At 71.0% G+C, this 20,333-nt stretch carries 17 protein-coding genes; 3 read left to right on the top strand and 14 right to left on the bottom strand.

Annotated features, from left to right (window positions below):
- Window positions 1-44 precede the first annotated feature (44 nt).
- The 14 genes from STRNI_RS30555 to rsmH form a co-directional block, all read right to left on the bottom strand.
- Entirely contained in the window at window positions 45-665 is a 621-nt protein-coding gene (locus STRNI_RS30555; RefSeq protein WP_018090256.1) for a cell division protein SepF, read from the bottom strand.
- A 124-nt stretch (window positions 666-789) separates the two neighbouring features.
- Window positions 790-1,557, bottom strand: a complete 768-nt coding sequence (locus tag STRNI_RS30550) for a YggS family pyridoxal phosphate-dependent enzyme (RefSeq protein ID WP_266446182.1) — start codon at window positions 1,555-1,557, stop codon at window positions 790-792.
- Complete coding sequence (gene pgeF, locus STRNI_RS30545) at window positions 1,509-2,273, bottom strand: peptidoglycan editing factor PgeF (RefSeq protein WP_277412381.1); 765 nt, start codon at window positions 2,271-2,273, stop codon at window positions 1,509-1,511. Before pgeF ends, STRNI_RS30550 begins: the two co-directional genes overlap by 49 nt.
- Window positions 2,274-2,286: 13 nt before the next feature.
- Window positions 2,287-3,519: a cell division protein FtsZ gene (ftsZ, locus tag STRNI_RS30540; protein ID WP_127150410.1), complete on the bottom strand. Its 1,233-nt coding sequence runs from the start codon at window positions 3,517-3,519 to the stop codon at window positions 2,287-2,289.
- 282 nt (window positions 3,520-3,801) lie between these two features.
- Window positions 3,802-4,617: a cell division protein FtsQ/DivIB gene (locus STRNI_RS30535; protein WP_026169742.1), complete on the bottom strand. Its 816-nt coding sequence runs from the start codon at window positions 4,615-4,617 to the stop codon at window positions 3,802-3,804.
- 22 nt (window positions 4,618-4,639) lie between these two features.
- Window positions 4,640-5,731 carry an undecaprenyldiphospho-muramoylpentapeptide beta-N-acetylglucosaminyltransferase gene (murG, locus tag STRNI_RS30530; protein WP_018090251.1) on the bottom strand — a complete coding sequence of 364 codons (1,092 nt, stop codon included), beginning with the start codon at window positions 5,729-5,731 and terminating at the stop codon, window positions 4,640-4,642.
- 6 nt (window positions 5,732-5,737) lie between these two features.
- Window positions 5,738-7,078, bottom strand: coding sequence for a putative lipid II flippase FtsW (ftsW, locus tag STRNI_RS30525; protein ID WP_018090250.1), 1,341 nt, complete (start codon window positions 7,076-7,078; stop codon window positions 5,738-5,740).
- Between the two features lie 60 nt (window positions 7,079-7,138).
- Window positions 7,139-8,593: a UDP-N-acetylmuramoyl-L-alanine--D-glutamate ligase gene (gene murD, locus STRNI_RS30520; RefSeq protein ID WP_277412380.1), complete on the bottom strand. Its 1,455-nt coding sequence runs from the start codon at window positions 8,591-8,593 to the stop codon at window positions 7,139-7,141.
- Window positions 8,590-9,654, bottom strand: a complete 1,065-nt coding sequence (gene mraY / locus STRNI_RS30515; protein ID WP_026169741.1) for a phospho-N-acetylmuramoyl-pentapeptide-transferase — start codon at window positions 9,652-9,654, stop codon at window positions 8,590-8,592. Before mraY ends, murD begins: the two co-directional genes overlap by 4 nt.
- 5 nt (window positions 9,655-9,659) lie before the next feature.
- Window positions 9,660-11,108 carry a UDP-N-acetylmuramoyl-tripeptide--D-alanyl-D-alanine ligase gene (locus STRNI_RS30510; RefSeq protein ID WP_018090247.1) on the bottom strand — a complete coding sequence of 483 codons (1,449 nt, stop codon included), beginning with the start codon at window positions 11,106-11,108 and terminating at the stop codon, window positions 9,660-9,662.
- Between the two features lie 62 nt (window positions 11,109-11,170).
- Complete coding sequence (locus STRNI_RS30505) at window positions 11,171-12,937, bottom strand: UDP-N-acetylmuramoyl-L-alanyl-D-glutamate--2,6-diaminopimelate ligase (protein WP_018090246.1); 1,767 nt, start codon at window positions 12,935-12,937, stop codon at window positions 11,171-11,173.
- 18 nt (window positions 12,938-12,955) lie between these two features.
- Window positions 12,956-14,962 (bottom strand): peptidoglycan D,D-transpeptidase FtsI family protein, encoded by a 2,007-nt coding sequence (locus tag STRNI_RS30500; RefSeq protein WP_277412379.1) that lies wholly within the window; start codon window positions 14,960-14,962, stop codon window positions 12,956-12,958.
- A gap of 7 nt (window positions 14,963-14,969) precedes the next feature.
- Window positions 14,970-15,629, bottom strand: a complete 660-nt coding sequence (gene ftsL / locus STRNI_RS30495) for a cell division protein FtsL (RefSeq protein WP_277412378.1) — start codon at window positions 15,627-15,629, stop codon at window positions 14,970-14,972.
- The gene (rsmH, locus tag STRNI_RS30490; RefSeq protein ID WP_018090243.1) at window positions 15,626-16,594 is read right to left on the bottom strand and encodes a 16S rRNA (cytosine(1402)-N(4))-methyltransferase RsmH; all 969 of its coding nucleotides are present in this window, start codon (window positions 16,592-16,594) and stop codon (window positions 15,626-15,628) included. The genes ftsL and rsmH overlap by 4 nt, the downstream gene beginning before the upstream one ends.
- A 506-nt stretch (window positions 16,595-17,100) precedes the next feature.
- Between rsmH and STRNI_RS30485 the strand changes: the two genes are divergently transcribed.
- The 3 genes from STRNI_RS30485 (at window position 17,101) to STRNI_RS30475 (ending at window position 20,264) form a co-directional block, all read left to right on the top strand.
- Entirely contained in the window at window positions 17,101-17,661 is a 561-nt protein-coding gene (locus tag STRNI_RS30485; RefSeq protein WP_018090242.1) for a beta-class carbonic anhydrase, read from the top strand.
- A 231-nt stretch (window positions 17,662-17,892) separates the two neighbouring features.
- A complete protein-coding gene (locus tag STRNI_RS30480) occupies window positions 17,893-18,912 on the top strand; it encodes an AAA family ATPase (RefSeq protein WP_018090241.1) in 1,020 nt (339 codons plus the stop codon).
- On the top strand, window positions 18,912-20,264 hold the full coding sequence (locus STRNI_RS30475; RefSeq protein WP_026169739.1) for a DUF58 domain-containing protein: 1,353 nt from the start codon (window positions 18,912-18,914) through the stop codon (window positions 20,262-20,264). The genes STRNI_RS30480 and STRNI_RS30475 overlap by 1 nt, the downstream gene beginning before the upstream one ends.
- Window positions 20,265-20,333 lie beyond the last annotated feature (69 nt).

The raw sequence follows: 20,333 nt of genomic DNA, 5'->3' as shown, positions 1-20,333 counted from the left end.
CTCCTGTGTTGGCCTCACCGACTCGGTGTGCCCGGTGTTGCGTCTCAGCTCTGGTTGAAGAACCCGCCCTCTGCGATACGGGCCTTGTCCTCCGCCGTGACATCGACGTTAGCAGGCGACAACAGGAACACCTTCTGCGTCACCCGCTCGATGCTGCCGTGAAGACCAAACACCAAACCGGCCGCAAAGTCGACAAGTCGCTTCGCGTCGGTGTCGTCCATCTCCGTCAGATTCATGATCACCGGAGTGCCCTCACGGAAGTGTTCCCCGATGGTACGGGCTTCGTTGTAGGTCCGGGGGTGGAGTGTGGTGATGCGGTAGGGCTCCCGCTCGGACACAACCTTGGGCATGATCACCGGTGCGTTCTTCTCCAGATTCGGACGGTCGGGTGTGATGGATGCCACGGGGGCGATTCGCGCGGGTCGTCCGTTTTCCGTGGCAAGCGGGGCCGGTTCACGTTGCGCCGGAGGTGTTACGGCACGGACGGGTTCCTCCCGTTCCGGGGGAATTTCGGCCTGCACCGGGTGCTGTTGACGCCGTCCCCGATCGGGTTCCGGGTCAAGCTCGGGCTCGAACTCGTCATCGGGGTCGAACCCCCGGCCGTCGTACCCATCGTCCTCCACGAGGCCGAGGTAGACCGCCATCTTGCGCATCGCGCCGGCCATTCTCTGCGTCCTCCGCTCTGTGGTGGATCGGCTCCGTCACCAGGGGCCTTGGATCCACTCGGCCTGCCCCGCTTTTTACGGGAATGACCATATTTTGTGCTGTGGTCCGACTTGCTTGGCGACGTTACCGGAGCCGTGGTCGGACTCCGAGTACCGCAGTGCCGACGCGCACATGTGTCGCCCCGGCCGCCACGGCCTCTTCGAGGTCCGCGCTCATGCCTGCTGACACCATGTTGGCAGCAGGATGGTCCGCGCGCAGGTCGGATGAGATTTCCATGAGCCGTTCGAAGGCGGCGAGTTCACGCCCGGCATAGGGCCCGGCCAGCGGCGCGACGGTCATCACACCGTCCAGACGCAGACCTTGGGCCCCGGCGATCTGCTCGGCGAGCGGCGCGACACCGTCCGGCGCCACACCTCCCCGTTCACCCCGCACACCCGACTCCGCGTCAAGTGCCACCTGGATCAGGCAACCCAGTTCACGTTCGGCACGCACGGCCTCCCTGGAGAGCGTGGTGACGAGCCTGGCGCGGTCGACCGACTGAACAATCCCGGCATAACCGGCCACGGACCGCACCTTGTTCGTCTGCAGTTGACCAACGAAGTGCCAAGTAAGGGACAAATCAGTGCATTCAGCGGCCTTGTGTGCCGCCTCCTGGTCCCGGTTCTCCGCGACCTGCCGCACCCCCAGTTCCGCGAGCAGCCGGACATCGCTCGCGGGGTAGGTCTTGGTGACCACGATCAGGGTCACCTCCTCACGCGGCCGGCCGGCCTTGGCGCAGGCGGCGGAGATACGTTCCTCCACCTGTGCCAGGTTCTGTGCCAGTTGCGTCTTGCGGTCGTCGGTCACGGCGTGGCCTCCCCCAGCCCCGGGCCGGGGGTGTCCCCGAGCCATACATAGCTCGCGAGCCGCCCCGTCGTACGGTCGCGCCGGTAAGAGAAGTGGTCCGCGGATTCGCGGGTGCAGATGTGGGAATCCTCACGCACCAGCACGCCCTCCGCGGCGAGTTGGGCCCGTACGCCTGCGGTGACGTCCACCGCGGGAGTGCCCCAACTGGTCGTCGCACGGGCCTCGGGCACCACCGCGGCGACATCGGAGCGCATCTCCTCGGGCACCTCGTAACAGCGTCCGCAGATCGCCGGTCCGGTGTACGCGACGATCCGCGCCGGCTCCGCGCCCCGCTTCACCATCGCCTCGACCACCGCCGGAACGACCCCGGCGACCAGGCCGGGCCGGCCGGCGTGCGCGGCCCCGGCGATCCCGGCGACCGGGTCGGCGAGCAGGACCGGGGTGCAGTCAGCGGTCAGGACCGCGAGCGCGAGGCCCCGGCGATCCGTCACCACCGCGTCCACACCGGGGATGTCGTCGCCGCGCCAGGGCCCGTCGACCACCGCGACGTCCCGGCCGTGGACCTGGTTCATCCAGACCACGCCGGCCGGGTCGAGGCCGAGTTCCCCAGCGGCGCGGGCACGGTTGGCGTGTACGGCCCGCGGGTCGTCGCCGACCGCGCCGCCCAGGTTGAGCTGATCGTACGGAGCGGCGCTCACCCCGCCCCACCTGTCGGTGAAGGCGAAATGCGCGCCGCTCTCGTGGTGCTGTTGCCCTATCACTTCAGTGCTTCGGTCACTTCAGGAAGTCGGGAACGTCCAGTTCCTCGGCCGCGGAGTCCGAGTACGGACGGGCCGGGGGAACCTGCGGAGCGCTCGCCGGGGACGACGGGACCTCGCCCAGTGAGGAGGAGGACTCGGCGGGTGCCGGCTCCTCGTCCCGTACGGGCACCGAACCCAGTCCGCCGAAGGACGACGAACGCGGCTCGGGCGGAGTGGCCGGACGGCTCGGGGCCGGGGTGGGCTCCTCGCGCTTCGGGGAGGACAGCGCGGAGGACTGCGCATCCCGGCGGGCCGGCGGCTGACCGCCGTCGAATCCCGCGGCGATGACCGTCACCCGTACCTCGTCGCCCAGCGCATCGTCGATGACCGCACCGAAGATGATGTTGGCTTCCGGGTGTGCGGCCTCGCTGACCAGCTGGGCGGCCTCGTTGATCTCGAAGAGACCGAGGTCGGAACCGCCGGAGATGGACAGCAGCACACCGCGGGCGCCGTCGATGGACGCCTCCAGGAGCGGCGAGGAGATCGCCATCTCCGCTGCGGCCACCGCACGGTCGTCGCCGCGCGCCGAACCGATCCCCATGAGGGCCGATCCGGCCTCCGACATCACGGACTTGACGTCGGCGAAGTCGAGGTTGATCAGACCCGGGGTGGTGATCAGATCGGTGATGCCCTGGACACCCGACAGCAGCACCTGGTCCGCAGACTTGAACGCGTCGAGCACGCTCACCTGGCGGTCCGAGATGGACAGCAGTCGGTCGTTGGGGATCACGATGAGGGTGTCGACCTCTTCGCGCAGCTGGGCGATGCCGTCCTCGGCCTGGTTGGCGCGACGGCGGCCCTCGAAGGTGAACGGCCGGGTGACCACACCGATCGTCAGGGCGCCCAGCGAGCGGGCGATGTTGGCGACGACGGGGGCACCACCGGTGCCGGTGCCGCCGCCCTCGCCCGCGGTCACGAAGACCATGTCGGCCCCCTTGAGGACCTCCTCGATCTCCTCGCGGTGGTCCTCGGCCGCCTTGCGACCCACATCGGGGTTGGCGCCGGCGCCGAGTCCGCGGGTCATTTCGCGGCCGACGTCAAGCTTGACGTCGGCGTCGCTCATCAGCAGCGCCTGCGCATCGGTGTTGATCGCGATGAACTCGACGCCCTTGAGCCCGACCTCGATCATCCGGTTGATGGCGTTCACGCCACCGCCGCCGATGCCGACGACCTTGATGACTGCGAGGTAGTTCTGCGGTGCTGCCACGTCGAAGGCCTCTCGCCTCGAGTTACGTGTCGTCGCCGCACGTGCGTGTGGACGCCGACTGATGCCGATGGGACGGTTCGTATCGCCGACCCGAACCCTAACGTTGAAGTTTAGGGTTACCTGTGCCTGTGTTCCTTGGTTCCATAGTCCCTTTGGAACGAGACACTAAGTCGACAAGGCGCGCCCGTTCAACGAACACGCCGAACCTCCCGTTTTTCTTTTCACCCTATGTGATCACCCATAGTCGTAGCCATCCAGGGTGCTGGCCTGCGGCTACGGACGTCAACTCCCGGACACCGCAGGGGCGCTGGGCACCGAGATGTCGAAGTGACGCCCGCCAGGTGCCGCTTTCAGCAGCGCGGTCAGCACCTTTGCCTTCTCGGGGCCCTGTTCGCGGCTACCCCAGGCGACCGTGCGGTCGCCGTCCAGTTCGAGGGTGATGGCGTCGTAGGACCGTACGCGGACCGTCCGTACGTCCTTGTGTACGACGGCGGGCAGATCCTGGGCGACCTTGACCGCGGCACGCCGCAACCGGTCGATTCCGAACCGGCGCAGACTCGGGGAGTCGGAAGCGGTCATTTCCAGAAGCGGAACGCCCTTGGGAGCCGTGCCGACGGTGGCGAACCGGACGCCCTCGGCGTCCACTTCGACAAACTTTCCGCCCGCTCGCATCAGCAGTTCCGGCACTCTTTCGGTCACTTTGAGGCCGATTGTGTGCGGCCAGGACCGCTCGACGTCCACCGTCTTGATGCGCGGCAGCCGGGCCCGCAGCCGGCGGGCCAGCGCGTCCGTATCCACGGAGGCCAGCGGCGCGTTCATCGGGGCGTCCGCGGCGGCGACGACTTCACGCGGCGTCAGAACCTTGGTGCCGGTGGTGCTGACGCGCTCCGCCCGGAGCCAGTTCGAGGCGTAGAGGGCCCAGACGCCGAACGCGCCGAGCAGCACCGTGACGACCAGGATGATGATCAGACCACGGCGGCTCGGCGCGCGAAGAGGAAGGCGCTCCCACCGGAATCTTCGCCCGGGGGGCGCCGCGGCGGAGGGCGGGCCGGACGGTGACTTCTTCTCACCGCGTTGGGCGGTTGTCGGTCCGGCCACGCTCCCTGCCTTCTCTCGTGCGCTACTTGTTGTGCTGCGCGATCGCCTCGTACACCATGCCGACCAACAGCTCGTCGGCGTCCCGGCGGCCGAACTCGGAGGCCGCGCGCGACATCTCGTACAGCCGGTGCGGATCGGCCAGGACCGGGAGCACGCTGTTCTGCACCCAGTCCGGGGTCAGCTGGGCGTCGTCGACCAGCAGGCCCCCGCCGGCGTTGACCAGCGGCTGGGCGTTGAGCCGCTGCTCGCCGTTGCCGATGGGCAGCGGGACGAACGCGGCCGGGAGCCCGACGGCGGACAACTCGGCGACGGTCATTGCGCCCGCGCGGCAGAGCATCATGTCGGCCGCGGCGTACGCGAGATCCATCCGGTCCACGTACGGTACCGGGACATAGGGGGGCATCCCGGGCATGTTGTCCACATGCGGCAGTTCGTTCTTCGGGCCGACCGCGTGCAGGACCTGGATACCGGCGCGCTGCAGGACCGGAACGGCGGCCTGGATGACCTCGTTCAGGCGGCGGGCACCCTGGGAACCACCGGACACCAGCAGGGTCGGGAGGTTGGGGTCGAGACCGAAGGCGGCCCGCGCCTCGGGGCGGACCGCGGCGCGGTCCAGGGTGGCGATGGTGCGGCGCAGCGGGATGCCGACATAGCGGGCACCGCGCAGCTTGCTGTCCGGGGTGCTGACGGCGACGAACTTGGCGTACCGCGAGCCGATCTTGTTGGCCAGACCGGGGCGGGCGTTGGCCTCGTGGACGATGATCGGCACCCCGAGCCGCTTGGCGGCCAGATAGCCGGGCAGCGCCACATAGCCGCCGAAGCCGACGACACAGTCCGCCTTCGTGCGCTCCAGGATCTGCTCGGCGGCCTTGATCGTGCCGCGCAGCCGCCCGGGGACGGTGATCAGCTCGGGGGTGGGCTTGCGCGGCAGCGGCACGGCCGGGATCAGACCCAGCTCATAGCCGCGCTCCGGGACGAGGCGGGTCTCCAGGCCCTTCTCCGTACCGAGTGCCGTGATCCCCACGGTGGGGTCCTGCCTCCGCAGTGCGTCCGCGAGGGCGAGCGCGGGCTCGATGTGGCCGGCGGTCCCCCCACCGGCGAGTACGACATGCACCGAAATTCACCGCTCTCCGGACGGCCGCTTCTTGACGCGCCGTCTCATCGTCTTCCATCTCACCCCAGCCTGCCTCCTGCCGAAGACCGGCTGCCGCATGGCCAACGCCGCCCGTGCAGCGGGCTCGTCACGCGCGAAGGCGATCAAGAGCCCGATGGCGAACATCGTCGGCAGCAGGGCGGAGCCTCCGTAGGAGAACAGCGGGAGCGGGACACCGGCGATCGGCAACAGGCCGAGCACCGCACCGATGTTGATCACGGCCTGGGCCGTGATCCAGGTGGTCACGCCTCCCGCGGCGTACCGTACGAAGGGGTCCTCCGTGCGTCCGGCCACGCGGATACCCGCATAGCCTAGAGCCGCGAAGAGGGCGAGCACCGACAGCGTCCCCGCCAGACCCAGTTCCTCCCCGGTGATGGCGAAGATGAAGTCGGTGTGCGGTTCAGGGAGTTCACCCCATTTTTCCATACTCGCACCGAGGCCGGAACCGAAGAATCCGCCGGACGCCAGGGCATAGATGCCGTGCACGGCCTGCCAGCACTGGTCACCGGGCCCCGGATCGGTCGCTCCGATGCAGGCCAGCCGGGACATCCGGTTGGCGCTGGTCTTGATCAGCAGCGCCCCGATCAGTGTGGCGGCGCCCAGCACCCCCACGAACAGCCGGGTCGGCGCCCCGGCCAGCCACAGCAGCCCGAAAAGGATCGCCGTGAGAATGATCGCGGTCCCCATGTCGCCGCCGAGCATGATCAGCCCGAGCAGCAGGAACGCCACCGGGATCAGCGGCACCAGCAGATGCTTCCACTGCACCAGCAGCCTTTTGTCCTGTTTGCGGGCCAGCAGATCGGCGCCCCACAGCACCAGCGCGAGCTTGGCGAACTCGCTCGGTTGCATCTGGAAAGGTCCGCCGAGGCTGATCCAGTTCTGGTTGCCGTTGACCGCGACCCCTATGCCCGGAATCTGCACCAGGCACATCAGGAACACCGAGACGGCGAGCAGCGGATACGCGAGCCCGCGGTGCAGCCGCACCTTCATCCGGGAGGCGGCCAGCAGCAGCCCGCCGCCCAGGACGGCGGCCAGCAGCTGCTTGCGGAAGAAGTACGTCGGGGCCAGACCGGACTGCAGCGCCTTGATCTGGGACGCCGAGTAGACCATCACCAGGCCCAGGACGGTGATCAGCAGGCTGCCGCCGAGGATCAGGTAGTAGGCGGTCAGCGGGCGGTCCCAGGCCCGTTTCAGCCGGGTGTGGAGCCCCCGGAGGCCGCCCGGTGTGCGGCCGCCGCGCGGCTTGCGCGCCGTGGAGGGCCGGCGCACCGGACGCGGTGTGGCCGCCTTCGCCGATCGGGCCGTCATCCTCGTCCCCTCCACAGGTGCGCTCGCCGCCGGCTGACGACGACAGCGGGGAGAAACGGTCTAGTGATCCCGTGCGGTCAGCTCACCGACCGCCTCGGCGAAGGCTTCGCCCCGCTTGTTGTAGTTGACGAACATGTCCATCGAGGCACAGGCCGGAGCCAGCAGGACGGTGTCGCCGGGCTCGGCCAGGCGGGTCGCTTCCCGGACCGCCTCGGGCATCGCCCCAGTGTCGGTCCGGTCGAGGTCGACCACCGGGACATCGGGGGCGTGTCGCGCCAGGGCTTCCCGGATCAGCGCCCGATCGGCGCCGATCAGCACCGCCCCGCGCAGCCGGGCCGCCGACTTCTGCACCAGCTCGTCGAAGGTCGCGCCCTTGGCGAGGCCGCCGGCGATCCACACGATGTGCTCGTACGCCGCCAACGACGCCTCGGCGGCGTGGGTGTTGGTGGCCTTGGAGTCGTCGATGTAGGTGACGCCGTCGCGCTCCGCGATGTGCTGGATGCGGTGCGCTTCCGGGTGGAAGGCGCGCAGTCCGTCGCGTACGGCGGCGGGACGGACGCCGAAGGCACGGGCCAGCGCCGCCGCCGCGAGGGCGTTGGCGATGTTGTGCGGGGCGGGGGTCCCGGAGCCGGGCGCGATGTCGGAGACCTCGGCGAGCTCCTGGGCCTGCTGCTGACGGTTCTCCACGAAGGCGCGGTCGACGAGGATGCCGTCGACGACGCCGAGTTGGGAGGGGCCGGGGGTGCCGAGGGTGAAGCCGATGGCCCGGCAGCCCTCCTCGACGTCGGCCTCGCGCACCAGGTCCTCGGTCGCCTTGTCGGCCACGTTGTAGACACAGGCGACGGTGTTGCCCTCGTAGATCCGGCCCTTGTCGGCGGCGTACGCCTGCATGGAGCCGTGCCAGTCGAGGTGGTCGGGGGCGAGGTTGAGGACCGTGGCGGAGTGCGCGCGCAGCGACGGCGCCCAGTGCAGCTGGTAGCTGGAGAGCTCCACGGCCAGCACGTCATAGGAGGGCTCGCCGTCCTTGCCCTGCCCCAGGACGACATCGATGATCGGGGTGCCGATGTTGCCGACCGCCATGGTGCGCAGGCCCTCGGCGGCCAGGATCGAGGCCAGCATCCGCACGGTGGTGGTCTTGCCGTTGGTGCCGGTGACCCCGAGCCAGGCCGCGGCGTCCGGCCCGCGCAGCCGCCAGGCGATCTCGACATCGCCGACCACGTCCACACCGGCCGCCGCGGCCGCCGCGAACAGGGGGCTGTCCGGCTTCCAGCCGGGAGAGGTGACGACCAGGCCGGTGCCCTCGGGGAGGGTCTCCCCGTCGCGGAGGCGGACGGTGATCCCCTGCTCCACCAGCTCACGGGCGGTGGCCCGCTGCTTGTCGCCGTCGCCACCGTCCACGACGGTGACATGGGCGCCGAGGCCGGCCAGGGCGCGGGCGGCACTGATGCCGCTCACGCCGAGGCCGGCGACGGTGATGTGCTGACCGGCGAAGTCCGCCGGGCCGTGCGTGGTCACTTTGCTGCCTGCCAGCCGCCGTAGAAGATGCCGAGTCCCACGATGACGCACATGCCCTGGATGATCCAGAACCGGACCACCACAAGGACTTCCGACCACCCCTTGAGTTCGAAGTGGTGCTGGAGTGGCGCCATACGGAAGACCCGCTTGCCGGTCAGCCGGAACGATCCGACCTGGATCACCACGGACATGGTGATCAGGACGAAGAGACCGCCGAGGATGGCGAGCAGCAGCTCCGTACGGGAGCAGATGGCCAGGCCGGCCAGCGCGCCGCCCAGGGCCAGCGAGCCGGTGTCGCCCATGAAGATCTTGGCGGGCGAGGTGTTCCACCACAGGAAGCCGAAGCAGGCGCCCATCAGCGCGGAGGCCACGACCGCGAGGTCGAGCGGATCGCGGACCTCGTAACAGCCCGGTCCGGCGGTGATCTGGTTGGCGCACGACTCCTGGTACTGCCAGATGCCGATGAAGGTGTACGCGCCGAAGACCATCACCGAGGCGCCGGTGGCGAGGCCGTCGAGGCCGTCGGTGAGGTTCACGCCGTTGGACATCGCCAGGATCATGAACAGCGCCCAGATCACGAAGATCACCGGGCCGATCTGCCAGCCGAAGTCCTGGGTGAAGGAGAGCCGGTCGGACGCCGGGGTCTGCCCGCGCAGGTCCGCGAACTGCAGCGACAGCACGGCGAAGGCGATACCGACGATCAGCTGGCCGGCCATCTTGGCCTTGGCCCGCAGGCCCAGCGAGCGCTGCTTGACGATCTTGATGTAGTCGTCGAGGAACCCGACCAGGCCCATGCCCGCGAAGAGGAAGAGCACCAGCACACCCGAGAAGGTCGGATCGCTGGAGGTGATCACCTTTGTCACGGCGTAGGCGATGATCGTGGCCAGGATGAAGGAGATACCGCCCATGGTGGGCGTGCCCTTCTTGCTGCCGTGGGTCCGCGGGCCGTCATCGCGGATGAACTGCCCGTATCCCTTTTTGGCCAGCAGCTTGATCAGCAGCGGGGTGCCGATCAGGGTCAGGAAGAGCCCGATCATTCCGGAGAAGAGGATCTGCTTCATCGAGTTCATCGGGTCGCGGCTCCACCCTCAGCGCCCGCAGCGCCCAGCATGCCCTCGTCCAGCAAAGCTGCGGCGACCCGCTCCAGCCCCACCGACCTGGACGCCTTCACCAGCACGACATCTCCCGGCTGCAGCTCGCTGCGCAACAGGTCGACCGCCGCCCGCGCGTCGGACACGTGCACCGACTCCTCACCCCACGAACCCTCGTTCTTGGCGCCCATGTCGAGCCAGGCCGCTTCCCTGCCGCCGACTGCCACGAGCTTGCTGACGTTGAGCCGGACGGCCAGCCGTCCGACCGCGTCGTGTTCGGCGAGTGACTCCTCGCCCAGCTCGGCCATCTCACCGAGCACCGCCCACGTACGCGCGCCCGTCGCCTTGCCGGCTGCGCCCATGGCGACCAGCGCACGCAGCGCCGCTCGCATGGACTCGGGGTTCGCGTTGTAGGCGTCGTTGACGACCCGCACGCCGTCCGCGCGCTCGGTGACCTCCATACGCCAGCGGGAGAGCGTGCCGGCTTCGGAGAGCGCGGTGGCGATCTCGTCTACGGGCATGCCCAACTCATGGGCGACGGCGGCCGCGGCGAGCGCGTTCGACACGTGGTGCTCACCGTACAGCCGCATGGTCACATCACTGCACCCGGAGGGTGTGTGAAGCGTGAAGGCAGGCTGTCCGAGCTCCGTGAGCCGGACATTCTCGGCACGTACGGCGGCCTCCGCGGCCTCACCGAACAGGACCGTGCGGGCCCTGGTGCGCGGAGCCATGGCGCGGACGTACGGATCGTCGGCGTTGAGCAGCGCGATCCCGCCGTCCTCGGCCGGGGGCAGCGCCTCGATGAGTTCGCCCTTGGCCAGGGCGATCTGCTCACGGCCGCCGAACTCGCCGATGTGCGCGCTGCCGACGTTCAGCACCACACCGATCCTCGGCGGGGTCAGCCCGGCCAGGTAGCGGATGTGGCCGACGCCGCGGGCGCCCATCTCCAGGACGAGATGGCGGGTGGTCTCATCGGCGCGCAGCGCGGTCAGCGGCAGCCCGATCTCGTTGTTGAGGTTCCCCTCGGGCCAGACCGTCGGGCCGTGGCGCTGCAGCAGCTGGGCGATCAGGTCCTTGGTGCTGGTCTTGCCGGCCGAGCCGGTGAGGCCCACGACGGTGGTGCCCAGACGTGCGACGACGGCGCGGGCGAGCGCACCGAGCGCGGCGACCACGTCGTCGACGACGATGGCGGGGACGCCGAGGGGGCGGGCGGCCAGTACGGCCACCGCGCCCGCCTCGACGGCGCCGGACGCGAAGTCGTGGCCGTCGACGCGGTCACCGGCGAAGGCCACGAACAGCGCGCCGGGGCCCACCGCACGGGAGTCCGCCACGACCGGTCCGGTCACCCGGCGGCCGTCGTCCGGTATGTCGTGCTGCTGCCCTCCGACGATGCTCGCGATCTCGGCGAGCGACAGGGAGATCACAGGTCACCCCCGGTACTGGGCGGGCGGTGACGGTAAAAGGGTTGTGCGCGCATGGAGGTGTGTCATCCCTGGTGGTTCGGCTGCGGTGACTTCAAGGAAGCCTCGATGGCCTCGCGCAGTACCTGGCGGTCGTCGAAGGGGCGTACCACTCCGGCGATGTCCTGGCCCTGCTCGTGGCCCTTGCCCGCGACGATCACGGTGTCGCCGGGCTCGGCGCGGGCGACGGCGGCGGCGATGGCGGCGGCGCGCTCTTCTTCGACGAGCACCGTGCCGCGTTCATGAATGGGGACCTCCGCGGCGCCCGCGAGCATGGTGGCGAGGATCGCGAGGGGGTCCTCGCCGCGCGGGTTGTCGGAGGTCAGTACGGCCGTGTCGGCGAGCCGGGCCATGGCGGCACCCATCGGGGCGCGCTTGTGGGGGTCGCGGTCGCCGCCGCAGCCGAGGACGGCGTGCAGCTTGCCGTCGGTGACCTTGCGCAGCGCGCGCAGAACCGATTCGACGGCGTCGGTCTTGTGGGCGTAGTCGACCACCGCCAGGTACGGCTGGCCGGCGTCGATGCGCTCCAGGCGGCCGGGGACGCCGGGCACCGCGGCGACACCGTCGGCCGCGGTCTGCGGGTCGACACCGGCGACGACCAGCGAGACGATCGCGGCGAGCGCGTTGGCGACGTTGAACGGGCCGGCGATCGGGGAGGCGGCGCGCAGGGTCCGGCCGTCCGGGCCGTGCACGGTGAAGGTCGAGCCGAGCGTGCCGACCTCGACGTCGGACGCCCGCCAGTCGGCGTCGGGGTGGCCCTCGGCGGAGAAGGTGGTGACCGGGACCTCGGACTCACCCTCGGCCAGCCGCTTGCCGTACTCGTCGTCGAGATTGACGACGCCGGCGCGGCTGCGGGCCTTGGTGAAGAGCTGGGCCTTGGCCTGGAAGTAGTCCTCCATCCCGGAGTGGAACTCCATGTGCTCCGGGCTGAGGTTGTTGAAGATCGCGACGTCGAAGACGCAGCCGTCGACCCGGCCGAGGACCAGGGCGTGGCTGGAGACCTCCATGGCGACCGCGCGGACACCGCGCTCGCGCATCACCGCGAAGAGCGCCTGCAGGTCGGTGGCCTCGGGGGTGGTGCGCTCGGACTTGATGCGCTCGTCGCCGATACGGGTCTCGACGGTGCCGATCAGGCCGGTCAGCCCCCCGTCGGGGCGCTTGGCGGCCGCGGCCCGCAGCCCGCCCTCGATGAGGTAGGCGGTGGTGGTCTTGCCGGAGGTGCCGGTGATGCCGATCTGGAGGAGGTCCTCGCCCGGCGTTCCGTAGATGGAGACGGCCAGGGCGCCCATCCGCGCGCGCGGGTTGTCGACGACGAGGACCGGCAGGCCGGTCGCGGCGGCGCGCTCGGCACCCGAGGGGTCGGTCAGGACCGCCGCGGCGCCGAGATCGGCGGCCTGGGCGACGAAGTCGGCACCGTGCAGACGGGCGCCGGGCAGCGCCGCGTAGACGTCACCGGGGCGGACCGCCCGGGAGTCATGGGTGATGCCGGTGACCATCACGGGCTGCGCGGCATCGGCAGCTCCGGGGTGGCCGGCGTCGGGGGCCGGGCTTCCCAGCTGCTCGGCCAGGTCCGCCAGGGGGGTGGGGCGGACCCGTTCAGGGCGCGGCGCTCCCGGATAGGTAGCGGCACCGCCCTTCTCGGCGTGCTGGGCTTTCGGGGACTGATCAGCGTGTGACACGGCGGTGAGCGTACCGGGCACCACCGGCCCGGGGCGAAGTGAGGGCCGTGGGGAGGAACAGTTGCCCGGAGTGGAGGTGCCGTCGGGGGTGCCGTCGGGGGTGATGGTCGTCACGGCGGAATTGCCTCGATTTCATTGGCCTGGCGTGAAGGTGACCGGCAGCCGCGGGGGCTTGGCGCCGGTCGGCGGGACCTGGAGGGTTTTCAGCGCGAAGGCCATGACCTGCTGGTAGATCGGGCCGCAGACCTGGCCGCCGAAATAGCTGCCCGTCGTGGGGTTCTGGACGGCGCAGTAGACCGTGATGCGGGGTTTGTCGGCGGGGGCGAAGCCGGCGAACGAGGCGGTGTAGCCGTGGTAGCGGCCGGTCCGGGGGTCCACCCGGTTGGAGGTGCCGGTCTTGCCGCCGACCCGGTAGCCGTCGATCTTCGCCTTCGCTCCGGTGCCTTCTTCATCGTCCACCACCGATTCGAGCATGGTGGCGAGCGTGGCCGCCGTCTTCTGGCTGATCACGCGGGTCTTCGCGGGCTTGGGCGCCGGTGCGTAGTGCCCGTCGGGGCCGGTGCTGCCCCGGACCAGTGAGGGGGCGATGCGCTCACCTCCGTTGGCGATCGTGGAGTAGACGGAGGCGGCCTGTACGGCGTTGAGGGAGAGTCCCTGGCCGAACGGGACGGTGAACTGCTGCGAGGTGTTCCAGTCCTGCGGCTTGGCCAGGATGCCGTCGGTCTCCCCGGGGAAGCCGAGCCCGGTCGGCCTGCCGATCCCGAACTTGCGCAGATAGGAGTAGAGAACCTGGTTGGCCTCGGGCTGGGTCTTGCCGAGCTGGCCGGTCGCGAGGATCGTGCCGATGTTGCTGGACTTGGCGAGCACCCCGTTGAGGGTCAGATGCCAGGTTTCGTGGTCGACGTCGTCCGCGAACAGCCGGTCACCCCGGTGCAGCCGGTTGGGCACGGTGACCCGGGTGGCCGGGGTGGCGACGCCCTCCTCCAGGACGGCGGCCATCGACATCACCTTGCTGGTGGAGCCCGGCTCGAACGCGTCGGACAGCGCGGCATTGCCCAGCGCTTCCGGATCGGCCTTCGACACCTCGTTGGGGTCGAATCCGGGCGCGTTGGCGAGCGCCAGGATCTCCCCGGTGCGGGTGTCCTGGACGACGACATAGCCGCGGTCGGCCTGTGACTTGGCGACCTGCTCGGTGATGGCCTGCTGGGCCGCCCACTGGATGTCACGGTCGAGGGTCAGCTCGACGTCGCTGCCGGGGACGGCGGGGTGCTCCTGGGTGTCGGCGGTGGGTACCCGGCGGCCGCCGGACTGGGCGTAGACGAGCTTGCCGTCCTTGCCCGCCAGCTGCTTGTCCAGGCGCGCCTCCAGGCCGCCGCCGCCCTTGCCGGCGCCGTTGACGAAGCCGAGCACGCCGGCGGCGAGGTTCTTGTTGGGGTAGAGGCGCTTGCTGTGCTTGTCGGCGAAGATCCCCACCAGGACGTTGGGGCGGGGCGCGCTCTTGGGAGCGGCGGCCGCCTTGGTGTCGAGGGTCTTGCGCAGGTCCTTGATCTTCTTCCAGACCTGCGGGGTCTGCTGCCGGGCGAGCAGGGCGTAGCGCGCCGCGGGCCGGTCGAGCTTCTCGGCCAGGGTGGCCTTGTCCTCGCCGAGGATCGGGGCGAGCAGCGCGGCGGCCCGCTGCGGCGCATCGTCGATCTTGGTCTTCCCTGGGGCCAGCAGGCTCGGGTCGGCGGTGATGTCGTACGCGTCGACGGTGGTGGCCAGGTCCACGCCGTTGCGGTCGGTGATCGCGCCGCGCTCGGCGGCCAGCTTGACGGGTACATAGCGGTTCTCGTTGGCCTTGGCGGCGAACGCTCCGGCGTCCACGGCCTGCACCTGGAAGAGCCGTACGACGAAGACCAGCATGATCAGCGTCAGCCCGAGGGAGACCAGCCGCAGCCGCGGGCGCGGGCTGCCGAGGCGGAGCACCGGGGTCCCGGGGCGGGGGCGCGCGGGGCGGGCGGCAGGCCGGGGCCGGCCGGGCCGGGAGCCGGGGCGGGGCGCGGGGCGCTTGGCGGCGGGCGGGCGGCCGGCGCCGCTGCCGGCCCGGCCCCCGCGCTGGGCGGGGCGCGGCACCCGGCGAGGGTCCCTGGGCTCGGTCATGCCGCGTTCACCTGCCGGAGGTCGTCGGGAAGGGGGCGGGCGCGGGTGCGGTGGGGGCGGCGCTGCCGGACGGGGTACGCGAGGCGGACGAGGCCAGGGACGCCGGGGCGGCCGAGGGGGCCGGGGAGACCAGGGTGGCCGGATCGGCCGATGTCGCCTCGGTGCCCGGTGCGCTGTCCGGGCCCAGCACCCCGGCCAGGGCCGGGACCGGCGGCAGCGCCGGACGGGGCAGGGCGGTACGGGCGGTGGCGCCGAGGGGCGAGGGCGCGGCGGAGCTGCTCAGCGGCGCCCCCGTCGGTCCGGCCACGCTCGGCCGGCCGCGAACCGTGCCGTCCGGGAGCAGGAAGACCGGGGTGCCGCCGGGCACCATCCCCAGCTTCCGGGCGCGCCGCTCCAGCGCGCCCGGCGCCGAGTAGGCGTCCACGTCCTGCTGCAGCGCCTGCTGCTCGTCCGTCAGCTCCTCGGTCTGCTTCTCCAGCTTGCTGAGCTCGAACGACCCCTGGTTGAGGGCGGAGTTCAGCAGCAGCAGCGTGATCAGGCCGGAGCCGAGGAGGACGACGATGAGGAGCACGAAGGGGGTGCGGGCCGCGGTGCCGCGGGCACCCGCGCCGGAGGGGAACAGCGCGGCGAGGCGTTTCTGTCTGCCGCGCGGCCCCTGGCCTTTCATGCGGTGTCCTCGACGTTCTCGCGGATGCGCTCCGCGCCGCGCAGCCGGGCGGGCGCGGCCCGGCGGTTCTCGGCGATCTCCTCCTCCGTGGGGAGTTCGGCGCCGCGGGTCAGCAGCTTGAGCCGGGGCTGGTAGCGCTCGGGGACCACCGGCAGCCCGGGCGGCGCCGTGTTGGCCGCGCCGGCCGCGAAGACCTGCTTGACCAGGCGGTCCTCCAGCGAGTGGTAGGCGAGCACGGCGATCCGGCCGCCGACCGCGAGCGCCTGCACGGCGGCCGGGACGGCCCGCTCCACGCTCGCCAGCTCCCCGTTGACCTCGATGCGCAGCGCCTGGAACGTGCGCTTGGCGGGGTTGCCGCCGGTGCGCTTGGCGGCCTGCGGCAGCGCGTCACGGATCAGCTCGACCAGCCGCGCACTGTTGGTGAACGGCTCCTTGGCGCGCTCGCGGACGACGGCCTCGACGATCCGTTTGGCCTGCTTCTCCTCCCCGTAGGAGCGCAGGATCCGGACCAGCTCACCGGGCGCGTAGGTATTGAGGACATCCGCGGCGCTGATGCCGGTCGACTGGTCCATCCGCATGTCCAGCGGGGCGTCCTGCGCGTACGCGAAGCCGCGGTCGGCCTCGTCGAGCTGCATGGAGGAGACGCCGAGGTCGAACAGCACGCCCTGGACGCGCGGGGTCCCGAGCCGGTCGAGGACCTCGGGGAGCTCGTCGTAGACGGCGTGCACCAGGGTGGCACGGTCTCCGTACGGGGCGAGCCGCTCGCCCGCCAGCTTCAGGGCGGACGGGTCGCGGTCGAGGGCGATGAGCCGGGCCGCCGGGAAGGTGGACAGCAGTGCCTCGCTGTGCCCTCCGAGGCCGAGCGTGCAGTCGACGACGACCGCACCGGGCTCGGCGAGCGCGGGCGCGAGCAGGTCCAGACACCTCTGGAGCATGACGGGTACGTGGCGGGTGCTGCTGTTCATGCCAGGACCTCGCCGCGCTCGGCCCGCCTGCCTCGGCAGAGCGCGCACCTCTTCCTGATTCGCTCGCTACGCTCGCTCATGTGCCTTCCGATGGGCTGGGCGGCAGGTGGGGCCCCGGCCGCTGGCTGGGGGATGCCGCACGTACCGCTTGGTCCCCGCCCGCTCTGAAGGGGAAGTGGCCCTCCGGCGACGGGGAAGTGACGTCGGAAGACCATGGGAGCGGGAGGAGGCCGAGCCGTACGTACGATGCGCGCACGCGAGGAATTCGGTATCCAAGGAGAGCGTCACGCCTCCCACTTCGCGCCACTTTAGTCCACCGGCTGCCCCGGTCAATCAACCGGTTCCGCGCGTCCTGCGACGGCTTTCCCGCCGCCTTTGCCGCGGGCTTCTCACCCGGACGGCGGCGAGACGGTCAGACCTGTGGGTTACCTCACAAGGAGTGATGATGACCCCTATGCCCGACCTCTCATGCAGCCGAAAAGGCCGCCGCCTATTACCTTGAATCCATGCCCATACCTGCGTCGCAACCGCTGCCCCCCTCCGCCGACGGTTCCGCCGTGCGCTCCGGTGAGACGGTCACCGACAGTCTCGTCGAGGCGAACAAGCACTATGCCGCCGCCTTCACCGACCCCGGGATGGACGCCCGGCCCGTCCGCAATGTCGCCGTCGTGGCCTGTATGGACGCCCGGCTCGACCTGCACGCCGCGCTCGGCCTCCAACTCGGCGACTGCCACACCATCCGCAATGCCGGCGGGGTGGTCACCGACGACATCATTCGCTCCCTGACGATCAGCCAGCGGGCGCTCGGCACCCGCTCCGTCGTCCTCATCCACCACACCGGGTGCGGTCTGCTCAGCCTGACCGAGGACTTCCGCCACGAGCTGGCGGCCGAGGTCGGACAGCGCCCCACCTGGGCGGTCGAGGCGTTCAAGGATCTCGACGAGGACGTACGGCAGTCCATGCAGCGGGTGCGCACCTCCCCCTTCCTCCTGCACACCGATGACGTCCGCGGCTTCGTTTTCGACGTGACGACCGGCCTGCTGCGGGAGATCGACCCGCAGAACTGACCCCGCCCCGGCCGTCCCGGCGCCCGGATCCCGCCCGGAATGCCGGGTTCGCCGGGAAGGCCGGGGGATAACGTTGTGAGTTATCCACAGGTCATGACGCGAAGCCGCGCGGGCAGCAAGAATGCGTAGGTGCCGTCGTCCCGGCCCCGGCCGGGCGCGATGCGCACTTTCGGGGTGGGCCGGGTCCGCAGAGGGGGCATCGGCCCGTAGTACGGGGCCGAGGAGGGCCGAGTGACGACGTATGACGAACGAGCGAGCCTCAGCGATCTGACCACCACCGCGGAGCGGGTTCACCGGTCGGTGGAGGAAGTGATCGAGGGCAAGCCGGAGGTCGTACGGCTCGCGCTGACCGTGCTGCTGGCCGAGGGACATCTGCTCATCGAGGATGTGCCCGGCGTCGGCAAGACCATGCTCGCCAAGGCGCTGGCCCGCTCCATCGACTGCTCGGTGCGGCGCATCCAGTTCACGCCCGACCTGCTGCCCTCCGACATCACCGGCGTCAGCATCTTCGACCAGCAGCAGCGGGACTTCGAGTTCAAGCCCGGCGCGATCTTCTCCCAGATCGTGATCGGCGACGAGATCAACCGCGCCTCGCCCAAGACCCAGTCGGCGCTCCTGGAGTCCATGGAGGAGCGTCAGGTCACGATGGACGGGCAGACCTACGAACTGCCCGACCCGTTCATGGTGGTCGCCACCCAGAACCCGGTGGAGATGGAGGGCACGTACCCGCTCCCCGAGGCGCAGCGCGACCGCTTCATGGCACGGGTGTCGATCGGCTACCCCAGCCCGGCGGCCGAGCTGCAGATGCTGGATGTGCACGGCGGCGCCTCGCCGCTCGACGACCTCCAGCCGGTCGCGCACGCCCACGAGATCGTGAAGCTGATCGACGCGGTGCGCACGGTCCATGTCGCCGAAGCGGTGCGCCGGTACACCGTCGATCTGGTGGTGGCCACCCGCAGCCACCCCGAGCTGCGGCTCGGCGCCTCACCGCGGGCGACCCTGCATCTGCTGCGCGCCGCCAAGGCCTCGGCCGCGCTCCAGGGGCGGGAGTACACCCTCCCGGACGATGTCCAGTCGCTGGCGGTGGCGGTGCTCGCGCACCGGCTGCTGCCCACCGCCCAGGCCCAGTTGAACCGCCGTACGGCCGAGCAGATCGTGCTGGAGATCCTGCAGCGCGTCCCGGTTCCCGAACCGTCCGCACAGCCGTGGCGGACACCCGGCCAGCAGCCGCCCGGCGTACGGGGGTTGTGATGTCCGACGGGGGGAGCGAGGGCACTCCGGAACGGGACGGCTGGCGGGCGGCCCTCGGGGGGCTGACGACACGGGGCAGGTCGTTCCTGGCGGCCGGGATGGCCGCCACGGTGTGCTCCTACCTCCTCGGGCAGGCGGATCTGCTGCGGGTCGGTCTGCTGCTCGCCGCCCTCCCGCTGGTGTGCGTCCTGGTCCTGCACCGCACCCGCTACCGCGTCGCGGGCAGCCGTACGCTCGCCCCCGCCCGGGTGCCCGCGGCCACCGAATCCCGGGTGCGGCTGCGGATGGAGAACATCTCCCGGCTGCCGACGGGCGTACTGATGCTCCAGGACCGGGTGCCGTATGTCCTCGGGCCCCGGCCGCGCTTCGTCCTGGACCGGGTCGAGGCCGGCGGCCGCCGCGAGGTCTCCTACCGCGTCCGCTCCGACCTGCGCGGACGCTATCCGCTGGGGCCGTTGCAGCTGCGCCTCTCGGACCCGTTCGGGATGTGCGAGCTGATCCGCTCGTTCAGCGCCTCCGACACCCTGACCGTCGTGCCGCGGGTCGAACCGCTGCCGGCGGTGCGGCCGGCGGGCGAGGCCGCCGGGTACGGCGACGGGCGGCACCGCTCGCCGGCGCTGGCCGGGGAGGACGACGTCATTCCTCGCGGTTACAGGCACGGCGACGATCTGCGCCGCATCCACTGGCGCTCCACCGCGCGCTACGGCGAACTGATGGTCCGCAGGGAGGAGCAGCCGCAGAAGGCGCGCTGCACGGTCCTGCTCGACACCCGCGAGACCGCCCACCCGGGCTCGGGCCCCGACTCTGCCTTCGAGTGGGCGGTGGCGGGCGCCGCCTCCACCGCGGTGCATCTGCTGGAGCGCGGCTTCTCGGTGCGGCTGCTGACCGACACCGGCAGCTCGGTGCCCGGCCCCGACGGCGCCGGCAGCTTCGCGGGCGGCACCGACTCCGCCGACGCCGCGGGACTGCTGCTGGACACCCTCGCCGTCGTGGAGCACTCCGAGGAGGAGGGCCTGTCGGCGGCGTACGACGTGCTGCGCGGGGGCAACGAAGGACTGCTGGTCGCCTTCTTCGGCGACCTGGACGAGGAGCAGGCGGCGGTCGCCGGGCGGATGCGGCAGCGCAGCGGCGCGGCCGTCGCCTTCGTCCTGGACGGCGACGCCTGGACGCGGGGCCCCGGCGGCATCAGATTCTCCGACGGCCAGGTCCCGGTGGCCGAACGCCTGCGGCTGCTGCGGAAGGCCGGCTGGACGGCGCTGCCGGTGACACCCGGCGACACCCTCGCCGCCCTGTGGCGCGCGGCCGGAGAGCGCACGGGCGCCCCGGAGACGGTGGCGGGAGGCCGGTCATGAACGCGAGCGTGAGCCGAGGGCGGATCACGGACGGGCGGCAGCTGAGGGACGAGGGGCTGCTCGCGGACG

Origin of the sequence: Streptomyces nigrescens (genome assembly GCF_027626975.1) — a bacterium.
In the GTDB taxonomy this organism is placed as follows: domain Bacteria; phylum Actinomycetota; class Actinomycetes; order Streptomycetales; family Streptomycetaceae; genus Streptomyces; species Streptomyces nigrescens.
The sequence above is the reverse complement of the archived record's forward strand: the minus strand, read 5'-3'. Positions and strand labels throughout refer to the sequence as shown.

Coding starts and splice junctions, on each gene's coding strand:
- ftsL (WP_277412378.1), bottom strand. CDS start 15,629: ATGAAAGGCCAGGGGCCGCGCGGCAGACAGAAACGCCTCGCCGCGCTG.
- rsmH (WP_018090243.1), bottom strand. CDS start 16,594: ATGAACAGCAGCACCCGCCACGTACCCGTCATGCTCCAGAGGTGTCTG.
- mraY (WP_026169741.1), bottom strand. CDS start 9,654: ATGAAGCAGATCCTCTTCTCCGGAATGATCGGGCTCTTCCTGACCCTG.
- STRNI_RS30555 (WP_018090256.1), bottom strand. CDS start 665: ATGGCCGGCGCGATGCGCAAGATGGCGGTCTACCTCGGCCTCGTGGAG.
- STRNI_RS30475 (WP_026169739.1), top strand. CDS start 18,912: ATGTCCGACGGGGGGAGCGAGGGCACTCCGGAACGGGACGGCTGGCGG.
- STRNI_RS30550 (WP_266446182.1), bottom strand. CDS start 1,557: ATGGCTCGGGGACACCCCCGGCCCGGGGCTGGGGGAGGCCACGCCGTG.
- STRNI_RS30500 (WP_277412379.1), bottom strand. CDS start 14,962: ATGACCGAGCCCAGGGACCCTCGCCGGGTGCCGCGCCCCGCCCAGCGC.
- ftsW (WP_018090250.1), bottom strand. CDS start 7,078: ATGACGGCCCGATCGGCGAAGGCGGCCACACCGCGTCCGGTGCGCCGG.
- STRNI_RS30485 (WP_018090242.1), top strand. CDS start 17,101: ATGCCCATACCTGCGTCGCAACCGCTGCCCCCCTCCGCCGACGGTTCC.